10 protein-coding genes are annotated in these 13,573 nt (G+C 57.7%); all 10 read right to left on the reverse strand.

The window, feature by feature from the left end; genetic code table 11:
• Positions 1-379 precede the first annotated feature (379 nt).
• The 10 genes from NHH03_RS20715 to gcvPA all read right to left on the reverse strand — a co-directional run bounded on the left by NHH03_RS20715 (position 380) and on the right by gcvPA (position 13,538).
• Positions 380-2,089: a hypothetical protein gene (locus tag NHH03_RS20715; RefSeq protein WP_253159221.1), complete on the reverse strand. Its 1,710-nt coding sequence runs from the start codon at positions 2,087-2,089 to the stop codon at positions 380-382.
• Between the two features lie 47 nt (positions 2,090-2,136).
• Positions 2,137-3,561: a magnesium chelatase gene (locus tag NHH03_RS20720; RefSeq protein ID WP_253159223.1), complete on the reverse strand. Its 1,425-nt coding sequence runs from the start codon at positions 3,559-3,561 to the stop codon at positions 2,137-2,139.
• Positions 3,562-3,670: 109 nt separating this feature from the next.
• A complete protein-coding gene (locus NHH03_RS20725) occupies positions 3,671-4,366 on the reverse strand; it encodes a hypothetical protein (protein ID WP_253159224.1) in 696 nt (231 codons plus the stop codon).
• Between the two features lie 393 nt (positions 4,367-4,759).
• Entirely contained in the window at positions 4,760-7,171 is a 2,412-nt protein-coding gene (locus NHH03_RS20730) for an alpha/beta hydrolase (RefSeq protein ID WP_253159226.1), read from the reverse strand.
• A 224-nt stretch (positions 7,172-7,395) separates the two neighbouring features.
• A complete protein-coding gene (locus NHH03_RS20735) occupies positions 7,396-8,079 on the reverse strand; it encodes an anti-sigma factor family protein (RefSeq protein ID WP_253159228.1) in 684 nt (227 codons plus the stop codon).
• Positions 8,076-8,708: an RNA polymerase sigma factor gene (locus NHH03_RS20740; RefSeq protein WP_253159230.1), complete on the reverse strand. Its 633-nt coding sequence runs from the start codon at positions 8,706-8,708 to the stop codon at positions 8,076-8,078. The genes NHH03_RS20735 and NHH03_RS20740 overlap by 4 nt, the downstream gene beginning before the upstream one ends.
• Positions 8,709-8,756: 48 nt before the next feature.
• Complete coding sequence (locus NHH03_RS20745) at positions 8,757-9,449, reverse strand: FHA domain-containing protein (RefSeq protein ID WP_253159232.1); 693 nt, start codon at positions 9,447-9,449, stop codon at positions 8,757-8,759.
• Between the two features lie 454 nt (positions 9,450-9,903).
• Entirely contained in the window at positions 9,904-10,704 is an 801-nt protein-coding gene (locus NHH03_RS20750; RefSeq protein ID WP_253159234.1) for a lipoate--protein ligase family protein, read from the reverse strand.
• Positions 10,683-12,143, reverse strand: coding sequence for an aminomethyl-transferring glycine dehydrogenase subunit GcvPB (gene gcvPB, locus NHH03_RS20755; RefSeq protein WP_253159236.1), 1,461 nt, complete (start codon positions 12,141-12,143; stop codon positions 10,683-10,685). Before gcvPB ends, NHH03_RS20750 begins: the two co-directional genes overlap by 22 nt.
• 12 nt (positions 12,144-12,155) lie before the next feature.
• Entirely contained in the window at positions 12,156-13,538 is a 1,383-nt protein-coding gene (gene gcvPA / locus NHH03_RS20760) for an aminomethyl-transferring glycine dehydrogenase subunit GcvPA (protein WP_253159238.1), read from the reverse strand.
• Positions 13,539-13,573 lie beyond the last annotated feature (35 nt).

Raw genomic sequence — 13,573 nt, forward strand, 5'->3', positions numbered from 1 at the left:
GGGCTGACGCCACCAGGCTAGCGACTCCCGTCGCTCCGCGACTCAATCACACGTGTTCCCCAGCCGCGACTCAATCACACGTGTTTCTCAGCCGTCCCCTCAATCACACGTGTTCCCCAGCCGTCCCCTCAATCGCGGAGCGATGTCATTCGTTAGCCAGGGGTGAAACCCCTGGATTTAGCAACACCCAACCGCGCAGTCGCGGAGCGACGGCATTCTCTATCGCCCCTCCGGGGCTTGTTGATGTTCTTTGACGATCACGGCCTGGGGCTGACGCCACCAGGCTAGCGACTCCCGTCGCTCCGCGACTCAATCACACGTCCGCAAGCTGACCGAACCCAGCGAAGGCGAATACCGCGAAGCCAACCAAGACCTTTGTTCAGGCGATGATCTCGCGTTTGTTTTGCACGTAGTCCCACAACACGAAACGGTCCAGGTTGTTGCCGCTGGTGAAGAACACGCGACCGGCGGTCGACTTCGCCAATCGACTGGCAAAGCGGATGTCTTCTTCGGATTGCGACCAACTGGGGACCAGGAAGATATTGATCGTGATCCCCTCTTTGCTACACAGCGCCGCTTCACGCATCGTCGCTTGTTCGGTCCGCGGATCGGGCGGATACAGCATGTACAACCATTCGCCTTCACAGTGCGCCGTGGGCAAGCCATCGGTGATCAACACAATTTGACGATTCGGCGTGTCACAAGTCGCCAGATTTTGGCGGGCCAATTGCAGCGAGCGTTGAATGTTAGTGAAGTGCGGATGGATCTGTGTTTCACTGACATCCGGGTCACTCAGATCGGCCTTCAGCCGGACCCAAGGATCATGGATCGTCACCGGTTTGGGCATCAAATTGATGATCTCACCGGGCGACCGAAGTTTGGCGAACGTGTACATTTCGATGAACCGTAGAAAGTCACCGGGGTACTCGGATTGGATCAATCCCTGCAGCGCCAGTGCCATCCGTTTGACGTTCATGTACTGGCCGTCGTAGCGCATCGAACCGCTCATGTCCATGATCACACAGGTCGCGCACTTCGGATGGTTGCGGGTCTTGTGAATTTCAATATCGTCGCTGTGCAATCGCAGCGGTCGCTCGTCACCCTGACGCAGCAGCGCGTTGATGATGGTTTGCGGAATGTCCATGTTGGCGACCGAATCACCAAACTCATAGGGTTTGGTTTGCTGTAGTTCCACAGCGCCTTCCCCGACCACATTGCCCTGGTGGCGACCCGATCGCGAGGGCGCCAGATCACTGAAGATCCGTTCCAACAAGCGGCCTTGGAAAATCTTGTAGGCTTGTGGCGTCAATCGAAACTGCCCGCTGGCATCCCGTTGTAATCCCTGGCGTTCAGCCTGTTCACGAATGATGTTTTCAACCTGCCGGCGCATCTCCTCCAGCTGTTCCATGTCGCTGGGATTGGCAAACTCGCTCAGCATGTCCATGTCGATCAAACCGATCTGTGCGGACTTGGCGGCTTCTTCGAGTTGTTTGAGCAACTCGTCAATCTTCTCGAGCTCCTGTTTGATCTCCAGTGCCTTGGGAACCGACATCGATTCGTTGCCAGTGAACTCATATTTACTGGCCAGTTCTTCGATGTTGTGTTTGTCTGCCATCCGCGCAGCGACCTTCAACAAATCCGTCGAAAGCCGGCCGCCATGACCCTGGGGATGGTCTTCGGCACGATACCAAAGCGCTTCGAGCAAGTAGGGCTGTTCGCGGTTGATCGCTTGGCGATAGGTTTCCAGCAGCGGTTTGGGAACTCGAACCTCCTTGGCCGACTGTTGAAACGCCTTGCGAGCCTTCTTTTGCACGCCCTGTGTTTCATAGGTCTCTAAAATCTTGCGTTTCCGTTCCTCCAACATCGCTTTTAGAAAGTCGATACTGGGACCGAGCCCCTTGATTTGGCTGGGATCCAAACGCACCGCACGAGCCAATTCCTCTTCGCTCAGCTCGCGAAACTCGCCGTACATCAATGCCTGTTCGAACGCCGGCGAAATCAGATCCGGCGGCGGTTCGGAGGGCGGCGGAAAGGCAGCGGGATCATACTTTTGATAGGCGTGAATGATGCCGCCGAGACGCTTGGACATAAAACTGCTATGTGTGGCTGGAGAACGGTGAAGACCGATCGCGACGACTAAAACTCGTACTCGATTTTTCCGTGCCGTTGGGCGCGGCTGATTCGATCCATGCTGTACAAACCGGCGAGCACAAATTCGACACAACTGGCGCGCACCGCTTCGTTCTCACTGGCGTTGACTTCGAAGGCCAAGTTCCAAGCCGGCGGCACACTTTGCAATCGTTCGGCGTATTGACTGCTGGGCAACAGGTCGCCGACTTCCACGCGAACACCGCCGCGAAAGATCTCGGCGATTTCCGCCAACCCGTGTTGTTCGACGTATTCGGCGAACACCACCTCGATCGCTTTGGCGACCACCGCATCGAGCACCTGGCGTTCACTCATCTGATGCGTGCCCATCAAATCCAATTCCAATTTCCCGAGCGAGCTGGCATAGATGTGGCCGAGGTCGCTGATGCGCGGCACGGCTGGTTTTTCACCATGCAAAATTCCGCGCTGTCGCGCCGAAGCCACCATCGTGCGGAAATTTGCCAACGAGAATCGAGCCGATACGCCGGACGCTTGATCGATGAACTTGCTCTTTCGCGCCTGATCGGTGATCTCTTCGACCAATTGGTACATGAAGTACGGCACCTGGACGGGAAACTCGCCGTGCAAATCGTCACCGACTTCCTGACGCAAGATATCGATCCCCTGGTCACGCTCGGACGGATAGTGCGTTTGCACAATCGTTCCGATGCGGTCTTTCAATTGGGGAATCACTTTGCCGCTACGGTTGTAGGTCGACGGGTTGGCCGAGAACAAAATGAAAATGTCTAAATCAAAGCGGATCGGATAACCGCGAATCTGCACGTCGCGTTCTTCGAGAATGTTAAACAAACCGACTTGCACCAGATCATCCAACTCGGGCAGTTCGTTCATCGCAAAGATGCCGCGATGCATGCGGGGAATCAATCCGAACGACAACGCTTCCTCGGCGCTCATGCTGACGCCACCGGTTAGTTTCGCCGGATCAATTTCGCCGATGATGTCGGCAAACTTCGTCCCCGGAGACAGGCGTTCGGCGTAGCGTTCGCTGCGATGCCACCAAGCGATCTTGATGTCCTCGGGATCATGCTGAGCGACCAATTTGCGCCCCAGCGACGTGACCGGTTTGGTGGGGTCTTCGTGGACGGCCAAATCGGGGTGGCTGATATAAGGAATCCACTCATCCAAAAACCGTGTCAGCATCCGCATCAGACGACTTTTGGCTTGCCCTTTTTCCCCCAGGAACAGCACGTCATGACCCGCCAAAAGCGCCAGATTGATTTCGGGGATGACGGTGTCATCGTAGCCCACGATCCCGGGATACAGTTCTTCGCCGGCGGCAAGCATCCGCGTGAAATTATCGCGAATCTCTTGCTTGACCGTTTTGGATTCCCATCCACTCTCAACCAGTTCCTTAAAATTGGTTGCCGTGGGCGTAGCCGTCGCGACATTCATTCACAATCGTCCAAAAAGAAAGGGGGCAACGAAAGACAGCAGATTATAGACCGCTGCAAACCTTGGTCCGGCAATCTAGCTGGTTCGATCGATCCGATCGGGCCGCGACCTATTCGGCCGATTGATTGACCGGCGGCCGCAACGGACCAGGCATCGACTGCACGCTCTGTCCCCAACTCCAAAGAGCGATGGCGGCGATTAACAAGGCGATCATGATGGCAACGATGGTCAGCGGACGCTGCAATTGCATCCGCAATCGAGGCAGCCTGCTGACCGGCCGAATTTCCAACAGGTACTCCGCTGCGGCCAGCGACACGGATTCGACCGGCACCACCCGCGGCCCCCTGTCGTAGCGCAGCGCCAGGGCTTGATCGGTCGCATCGTCGCCAGGCGTGATCGACTCTCCCAAGCCGCCGATGACGCCGCCGTCATCGACGCTGCGATCCAGCCCACGACCATCTGCAAACGCGGCGCGCCCGGCATGAATCAATTCGCCCGGACGAATTCGCCCGACATGCGCCCTCGATTGGCGATCGCCACGTTGTCGCGGATCCAACAGCCGATAGGTGGACAATGCGATCCGCAACAGTTGCTGTTCGGTGATCGGATTGGGCGTGGTCAACTGACTGAGTGCCAGCGACCGGGCGGTCCGACTGGCGGCGTGGCGGATCACGGCCAACCGTGTTTCTTTGGGATGCAGCCCGATCCGCTGAAAGTCGTCCGGTCCAAGCGCAATGATTTCCGAGCCGCCGACGGGGTTTCCGTCAGCGGGGGAGCGGATTTCAAGATCGCCTGGGCCGGTCAATGTAGGTGCCTCAATTTTCTGAGAATCGTTTGGATGTGTTCTTCGAGACTCTTTGGGAGCCCCAAGGGCGGCTAGCGGTTCGCGCCCCGCCAAGGCCTTTTGACGTTATGTCTTCGCGTGAGGCATTGTTTTTTGGTAACCCGACGCGTGAGCGAGGGATCCCGTCAACACCCTAAATCCCTCGCTGACGCGTCGGGTTACCGAAATAGTACAACTTCAAAACTGACGCGTCGGGCTAGCAAAAACCTTTGGTTCACTCAAACCGCGCCCGCCGAACCGAGTTCGCTGTCACTGTTAGATTATTGCCAATCCGAGCCAACAAGGAATGCCTACCTCTACCACTCCCCTAGGGGAGAACGCCATCCATGAAAGGGTAAGGGCGTGCTCCGGTCCCTAGGGAACCGAAATCCGCATCCAGAACGGCCTTTTTCGGTCCGCCCGCTGCCGTGTGTCCTCCAGAATCGTCTGCAAGTCCCCGTCAAATTCATGGTAACTGGGAGCACTTCCGTAACGAATCACAATTTGCTGATTCATATCAACTCCCATCCCAGGACGTAGACAGACGGTGAAACTGTCCGCTGGCCCGGACAATCGAATTTGATTTCCGCCGCCGATCGTGCCCGTGACGGTGCCAGCCCGTTTGCGATCCTCTTGATCCCAGAGCACGGGGTTCAGATCGACCAGCGGCTTGAGTGGCCCCAGTTCCAACCACCAAAAATATTGATCCCCTCGCCGCATGGTCCGCGTCTCAAACTCTTGGGGAATCGGCGCACGCGAATGCATACTGGCTCCCATCCAGTGAAACAGCTCGGGGATCTCCTCGTAAAAACTTTCACGACCACGCCCGCGATACATCACCACCGTGGCGTCGTTGTTGACGTGCATGTAATCGTCCAAGACCGGCCCCATGCGAATCAACGGCGGTGTGGGGCCAGACAATTCACCCATCACAAAGTACAGCGGGACGTGGCGGGCGTTGGGGAAATAGTGCTGGATGGTTTTGGAGGGTTCGCCATTGACGCTGATCATTCCCGCCCAGTGGTCCGGGTGTGAAAGCGCGATGTCCCATGCCGCGGTCGCCCCCTCGCCATGACCGGCCAAAAACACGCGATCCGCATCGATCGATGCATGTCGCATGGCATGTCGTAGCGCTGACAACACCGCGTGGTGTTCTCGCGGTGTGTATTCATATTCGCGCTGTCCCTGGCGAGACCAATTCGGTGCCACGACGATGTAGCCGTTGCGCATGGCGTGCCCCGAACGCGCGTTTTGCGCGGCATCAAAGTCACCCGCCCACCATGCCAATTCCAATCCCGGCGGCGCGCTCGGTGGCGACAATACGACCAGACAGGGATATTCACGCAGGGGGTCATATTCCGGAGGCAATTGGATCACATAGTCCGCATCCTGGTTGATTTGATAACAGCCTGGGATATCAGGATGCTGCGAATCGTCGGGCCATGACTTCACCGGAGCCAACATCGGCAACAGGCGATCGACATATTCAATTTGAGCACCCTCGATCGTCTTCAACGTCTCTAGAATCGCGAGTCGACGGTTCGCGTCAGCCGTCCCCAAGTACTCCGCCACCAAGTCTCGGACTTGAATCAAGGCGGTCGCCACGATCAAGTTCTGCTCTCCCGAACCGGCGCCCATCAACCACCCGGCGACCGCCAAAGCGACACGGTTCTCCAGCGGCACCGTCGCGGAATCACGCAGACGCGAGTAATCGCTTAACCGCCGCAGTGTCGCAGCGGAGAGCCCACTGGTGATCTCCTGCAAAATGTCCTGTAGCGAATCACGCTGTGCAGGCAGCAACTGTTCTGCAGGTAACTGAGCAATGTCTTTAGCTAACGAGTCGAGCAATGAAGCGACCTGTTGATCGGTTTCATCCAGTTTTTCCAACGCGATCTTGACCCGCTCACGCGTGGTACTGCCAACCGCGTCCATCGGGAACCGGCTGAACACCTGCCTTGCATAGTCGACTTGCCCCACCTCGGCACGACGAACCGCTTCGTCGATCAACTGCCTGGCCTGGCCCTGGACAATGCCGATCAACTGAGCCTCCATGTCTTTCTGGTCGGGAAAGTCACGGATGGTGCGACTGAGTTCTTCTTCGGCAACCCGCAGCCGCCCGGATTCAATAAAGAACCGGACCACCATCAGACGTTGGTCATAGTCCGCTTGATCGATGCGTTGGCGAAAGATCGCTTGCAACGTCTGAGGCATGATCGAACTGGTCGCCACTCGCATGTCCCATTGATACGCCGGCTTGGCTTTGAGCGCTTCGAGTTTGGCGTAGCGGGCATTGAGTTCCGTGATGCCCTGATCGATTTCGATCGCAGTGCCCTCAGGACCGCGGACGCTCAGCGTGCGGCGCCCGTAACTGTTGAAATCCGTCGCCCCCAAGATGTCGCCGATTCCTTGCACCGCCTTGCCACCGAGCGGCACGGCCTGTTTCAATTCGATCGTGCGTTCAACCCCGCGAACGTCCTGGCGAGCTCCTGCTACCATCCCACGATGATGCACGTACACGCGCCGCAACCCGTCATCGACCAACAAAATCGGCCGCGTCTTGATCTCGCCTCGGCCGCCCGCTTGGAACGGATTTTCGTTCAGCGATGCGATTTCAGTCATCAGCCCCTGCAGTGCGATCCCGCTCTTGAGCACCACCCGCTCGTCTGCTCGCAGCACCGCCGCCGAGCAGCAGAACGCGATCACGGCCAACACCACCGGCCCGCCGAGACCGCGATAGCGAATCGCAACGCGACGCTTGGAGTCGTGTCGATGGGGTTGATCGTTCATTCCAAGACCTCGGTAGGAACACGCGGCACTAAATCACAAGCGCGACGCATGAGTTTTGAAGTGGCGTTTGTATCGCAACCCGAAGCGTGAGCGAGGGATTTAGAGTGTTAACGAGATCCCTCGCTGACGCGTCGGGTTATCAAAAACCAATGCCCCGACGCGTCAGCAAAACTTCAAAATGCCCGAACAGGCGATCCACTCGCTCGCGTTTGCGTTGTCCTGATCTAGACCAACCTGTCATCGAGTCGCCATGAATTGCCGACGGATGTCTGTTCTTTGAACGGGATCACCGGTGCGTCTGACGTGCCGACCGGTGACCGGAGTGGCGATGCCGTTTCCGCCTGGATCATCAAGATAGTGAAAGCTCGTCGCATGGTTCGCCCGATCGGGGCGACGCCGTAGCGAACGGAATTGACAGCCGGTATTGTCCGATCAACCCAGCTGTCGTCCTGGACGACATCCCACCACTGCTGGGACTGCCGCGCCAGTTCGCTGGGCTGGCCCGCCGCAACCGAATCGGTCTCCGCATCGATCAGCGAACCACTGTGACCGGGCTGCTGCGCCGCGATCGGCTGCGCGAGCTCGACTGGTGACGCAATTTTCTGCGACGATGAATCGGACACCGCCATCCATCCGGCAAGCGATGCAACCAAAATCGCTGCTGCTGTGGCAATCCTGTGAACGATTCGTTGGCGATGACGGACCGCGACCGGCGTCACTGAACCGGCGGCGCTATCAGCCTCCGGATCCTGAAACGCCAACGCTTGATTGATTTTGCACCACAGATCCAACCGTCGCTGACATTCGGCACAGCGCTGGGCATGTTGGTGCAGCGGTCGATCGCCACGCAGCTCTCTGCGTTGGTCCAACAATTGGTCCATTCGCTGCTGAAACTGTTCGCATCTCATGACGAGTCCCCCGTGGATGTTGCTCCCGAAACAACGTCACGTCGTTGCAATTGATCGACAATACTCACCCGCGCGCGATGGACCAATGTCTTGACGGTGCCGACCGGACACCCCAGTTTGCGTGCAATCTCCGCATGCGACATGGCTTGTTCGTGAAAGCATCGAAAGGCCACCCGTTGACGGATCGGCAACTGCGCAAGGGCCAACGTGATTTCCTCCCGCATCGCTTGAGCCGCTTGAGCCTGCGGCGTGGACAATGAATGAGGCTCTTCGACCGCGGTCAGCGGCGTGAACGAGCGGCGCTGTGCCAACTGGCTGCGGGATCGATTTCCGGCAACCGTTGCCAGCCAGGGCTCCAACGGACGGCGCGGATCCCATCGATCCAAATAGCGAGCAACACGGCTGAATGTTTCTTGCGTCGCGTCCTCGGCGTCCTGGCGGTGCCCGAGGATTCCGTAACAGATTCGGAAGACAAACTGATGGTATCGATCCACCAAAATGGCGAATGCACCGGCATCTTGGTCAACAATCCGTCGCGCTAGGACTGCATTGGAATCAAACCCCACTCCACTGATCTCCCATTCAGAGGGGGCCGCCGGCGAATCTGCTGATTGATGAATCCGTCCCACTGCAATCCGTCCTTCTGTTGCTCGGGTGATCAAGCGGTGAATCGAAGGCTACCTGCCACTGAAGAAACGCTTCAACGCGTCATCGGCGGCAGCTTTCGAATCGTCGGTGATATTTTTCTTTAGCCCCTCAGGCAACTTGCCCTTCTTGGCTTTTTTCTGATCGCGTAAGCGTTCTAGTAACGAACTATCATTGACCGACAAGTCCGTGCTGTCGCTGGACGGTTCGCCCTCGGAAGCTTCCTCTTCGGCCTTTTTTAGATCATCGACACGGAATTGGCGGGTGTCGGGATCAGACAACTTACGAACCCGATCGATCTGATCCGCTTCGTCGAGCCAACCGGTCACATCGACCTCTTCGAACCGGCTGTCGCTGTCTTTGACCGTTCGCGCTGCGGCGTCACCGACATCAACGACTTGCGGTTTCTTATTGCCTTTCAGTCCGTGTTCGATCACGACTTCGAATAGCAACTTGCCGATCTTCAACGCATCGCCGGCCGACAGGACTTTTGCCCGATCGCTCGGCAAACGTTTTTCGTTGACATAAGTCCCGTTGCGACTTTTCAAGTCTTGAATCAGGACGCGGCCATCGCGAATCACCAGAATGCAGTGCTTGCGGCTGATCGAGTCACTCTTGGGACGTAATTGGCACGATTCACTGCGACCAATCAAGAACTTGTCGCCGCTGATTGGGATCTCCGTCCCTTCGTGACTCCCCGTCATGACCTTGAGCTTCACTTGCATACGGCACCTGTTCCTATCTTTCCTTCCGCTGACCACGGTTGTAACTCGCAAGCCGGACGCTTTGCGGGCAGAAATTGAATTGCAATCATTCAAAATCCACGCGACATTGCCACCTGGGCTTGTACACATTGTAAACAGTTGCACTGGCTGAGAAAATGCCGTAATGCATGTTTTGCGATCTCTCAACCCACTCCATCAACCCACCTGCAGCAGGGTTTTCAAGCAGAGTTTGCTGTGATGATCCTGTGACCTGCAATGGATTGCAGACTCGATCATCGTCACCGGTCGCTGCCTGAACCCTATCTTATTTCGCCGCCTAGTGCTTGGCCGCCGCGGTGAAACAGTCGGAAAAACCCAATCAGTGCCCCGGTCGACTTGAATCCAACCCTCATTTGCCGCGGCGGTCTCACTGAATCCTGCAATCTAGCTGGCCTTGATGAGGCGGTCCGGGCCGCTAGCGTCGTGACCACCACGCCGGGGAGGAAAACCGCTGAGCCGTGATTTCCTCTGCCCTTGATCGCTCTGAATCGCTCGCCGCACCTGTCTGGAAGTTCACCGCCAGCAAGGCTCCGATCTGCTGGCTCAGTCGCTGCACCAGATCCCCGTGTTCGATTTGCACCGAGGTCAGATCAAAGACACCGGGTAATTCCGGTGCGAACTCACTGGCACGCAGCAGCAGACTGCCGTGCTGCAAGACCGCGCGTTTGCTGCGGCGCTGGGCACTGCCCAGGACCTTGTAGCCGCTGACGATCAAATCTTCGGCGGTGCGTCGCTGAAAGCACAAGAACGAGTCCTCCCCAGGCCAGCGCGGATGGCCGTCACCATAACGGCGTGCGGTCACGCCAAACTGGCTTAACACCGACGCGATCGCTAAATGCACGCCGTGATACAACTCCGTCCGCGCCCCGTGATCGCGGGCTGGGACCGGGACGGTCAAACTGTAGGTCAACTCATGATGATGCAAAATCGCGCCGCCGCCGGTCGATCGCCGCACCCGCTCGAGCGTCTGAAACCGAGGCGACGAGTCGCGATGCGACTGGAAATAGCCCAACGACAATGTCGGCGATGCCCAGGTGTAAAACCGTAGCGTCGGTTCTGTCGCAACACCGCCAATCCCCGCGGCGCCCGCGACCGCCGCACTGTCGACAGACTCCAGAATCGCTTGGTCCAGCGACATGTTCCCGGCCGCTGATCCCGGCTCGGGCAACAACAACCGACCGCGTGCCCCCAGCGTCATGATTCCTCGCTGTTCCAACGCAAGATCGGCTTCCGCGCCGCTGCCACATCGTCGGGACGACTGATCACGGTCGAATGCGGTGCCAGTTCGATGGTGTCGCCCGTTTCTTCAGTGATTCGGAACAGCGCCTCGGCAAACGCATCGAGCGTCTCTTTGCTCTCGGTCTCGGTCGGTTCCACCATCACGGCTTCATCGACGACCAATGGGAAATAAACCGTCGGCGCATGGAACCCATAGTCCAACAACCGCTTGGCCAAATCCATCGCCGACAAATGCTTTTCTTTTCGCAACCGCGTCGCCGAGGCCACGAATTCGTGCATGCATCGATCACCGTGAGGAACATCCAAGATGTGCCGGACTTTGCTGAGCAGGTAGTTGGCACCCAACAAGGCGTCTTCGCTGACGCGGCGCAGCCCTTCTTTGCCGTAGGTGCGGATGTAGATGTAGGCTCGGGCCAAAACACCGACGTTACCAAAGAAACTGCGAACGCGTCCGATCGATTTGGTTGGCGTCACGCAGCGGTATTCATCGCCGTCCTTTTCCACGACCGGGCCGGGCAAATAATCAGCCAAGAAATCGCGGACACAAATCGGTCCCGCCCCCGGTCCACCGCCACCGTGCGGCCCCGAAAACGTCTTGTGCGGATTGAAGTGCATTAGGTCCGCACCAAAGTCACCGGGGCGTGTGATCCCCAGAATGGCATTCATGTTGGCGCCGTCCAAGTAGATCAAACCACCCGCTGAATGCACCAAGTCGGCGATCTCCTGAACTTGCGAATCAAACAACCCCAACGTGTTCGGATTGGTCAGCATGAACACGGCGGTTTTGTCATCCAGCTTGCTTTTCAAATCTTCGACATCCACCAATCCGTTGGCACCGCTCTTGACGGTCCGTGTGGAAAAACCGGCGATCTGGGCGCTGGCCGGGTTGGTGCCGTGAGCCGAATCGGCGGTCAACACCACCGTTCGCTCGGTTTCACCGCGCTCGGCAAAGTACGCCGCGGCGACAAACAACGCGGTCAGTTCACCATGGGCACCGGCAGCCGGCTGCAACGACACGCCGGGTAATCCGGCGATCTCGCCGAGCATCTGTTGCAGTTCATACAACATCTGTAACACACCGGGGATCGACCGGTCGCTTTGCAACGGGTGCACATCGACCAACCCCGGCAGCGAAGCCATTCGCTCGTTCCGCTTGGGGTTGTATTTCATCGTGCACGACCCGAGCGGATAGAAGTGCGTGTCGACGCTCATGTTCAACGTCGACAAATTCACAAAGTGACGGACGACGTCGCCTTCGGCCAGTTCCGGCAACGGCGGCGGCGCGTCGGCCAGCTGGTCGGCTGGCAACAGCGATGTGGCTGATTCCGCAGTGGTCGGCAGTGCCGGCAAATGATGTGCCCGGCGACCGCTGCGACTCATTTCAAACAGTAGTTTGGTGGCTTGTTGGTTTCGCATTGGAAGGGTTCCTTAGAGGGTTTGCGCCAGCTGGTTCGATCGCGCCGCCGAAGCCGACTCGATCACTTCCATCAAGCGATCCAGTTCCGCCTCGGTTCGTTTCTCGGTGACGGCCACCAGAAAACAATCCGAATACTGTGAATCCATCGGTGCCAACGGCACACCGGCCAACACCCCCTGATCCTGGGCATGGTTCAACAATGCTTCGACATCATTTTCGCGGTCACGTACCAAGAACTCTTTGAACACCGGCCCGGCGTGGACCAATTCGAATCGTTCACTGGCCGCAAACCGCTCACGTGCCAGATTGGTTTTGACCACACAATGTTCGGCGGTCTCCTTCAAACCCTGTGGCCCTAGCAGGCTCAGGTAAACGGTTGCCCGCAGCGCCAGCAGTGTCTGATTGCTACAGATATTGCTGGTCGCTTTCTCGCGACGGATATGCTGTTCACGAGTTTGCAAGGTCAACACCCAACAGCGTTTGCCGCGGCGATCGGTGGTCTGGCCGGCAATCCGTCCCGGCATCCGTCGCATCAACTCTTTGCGACAGGCGATGATCCCTAGATAGGGTCCGCCATACTGCAGCGGATTACCCAGACACTGGCCTTCGGCAACCGCGATGTCGACACCCAGGTCACCGGGTCGTTTCAGCAGTCCGACACTGATCGGATCAAACGACTGAATCACCAGCGCGCCGGCGGCATGCGCGGCATCCGCGATCTGCTGAACCTGTTCCAGTCGCCCATAAAAATTGGGGTGCTGAACCAAGACACATGCGGTCTGGTCATCGATCGCGTCGATCAACGCTTCGCTGGTCCCCGATTCACCCGACGGCACAACGACCAGTTCGGCATCAATGTTTTGCAGATAGGCTTCCAAGATGTCACGGTATTCCGGGTGCACCGCGTCACTGGTGATCACCTTGGAGCGTTTTTTGACGATCGACAACGCCATCAAGACGGCTTCGGTGGCGGCCGAACCGCCGTCGTACAAACTGGCATTGCTGACGTCCAATCCGGTGATCTGGCTGACCAGCGTCTCGTACTCAAACATCACCTGCAGGTTGCCCTGGCTGACTTCCGCTTGATAGGGCGTGTACGACGTGTAGTACTCGCCACGCGAAGCCATTTCATCGACCACCGCCGGTATGAAGTGGTCATAGGCACCACCACCCATGAAGCAGATGTGGCTCGACACCGACGCGTTGCCCGCAGAGAGTCGGCGCAAATCTCGCTCCAGCGACATTTCGTCGGCCGCCGCTGGCAAATCCAACGGGCGTTTCATCTGCAACGCCGCAGGGACTTGAACATCGATGATCTCTTGAATCGATGTGGCACCGATCGCGCGCAACATTTCGCGTCGATCGTCCTCGGTATGGAACAGGTAACCGTTCATGGAGTGTCTAGAAAGTAGAGTGGAAAATCGGAGTC

Origin of the sequence: Stieleria tagensis (genome assembly GCF_024129865.1) — a bacterium.
Lineage (GTDB): Bacteria > Planctomycetota > Planctomycetia > Pirellulales > Pirellulaceae > Stieleria > Stieleria tagensis.

Excerpts from the sequence above, each read along its gene's own strand:
- NHH03_RS20715 (WP_253159221.1), bottom strand. The coding sequence starts at position 2,089 with ATGTCCAAGCGTCTCGGCGGCATCATTCACGCCTATCAAAAGTATGAT.
- NHH03_RS20720 (WP_253159223.1), bottom strand. The coding sequence starts at position 3,561 with ATGAATGTCGCGACGGCTACGCCCACGGCAACCAATTTTAAGGAACTG.
- NHH03_RS20730 (WP_253159226.1), bottom strand. The coding sequence starts at position 7,171 with ATGAACGATCAACCCCATCGACACGACTCCAAGCGTCGCGTTGCGATT.
- NHH03_RS20735 (WP_253159228.1), bottom strand. The coding sequence starts at position 8,079 with ATGAGATGCGAACAGTTTCAGCAGCGAATGGACCAATTGTTGGACCAA.
- NHH03_RS20745 (WP_253159232.1), bottom strand. The coding sequence starts at position 9,449 with ATGCAAGTGAAGCTCAAGGTCATGACGGGGAGTCACGAAGGGACGGAG.
- gcvPB (WP_253159236.1), bottom strand. The coding sequence starts at position 12,143 with ATGCGAAACCAACAAGCCACCAAACTACTGTTTGAAATGAGTCGCAGC.
- gcvPA (WP_253159238.1), bottom strand. The coding sequence starts at position 13,538 with ATGAACGGTTACCTGTTCCATACCGAGGACGATCGACGCGAAATGTTG.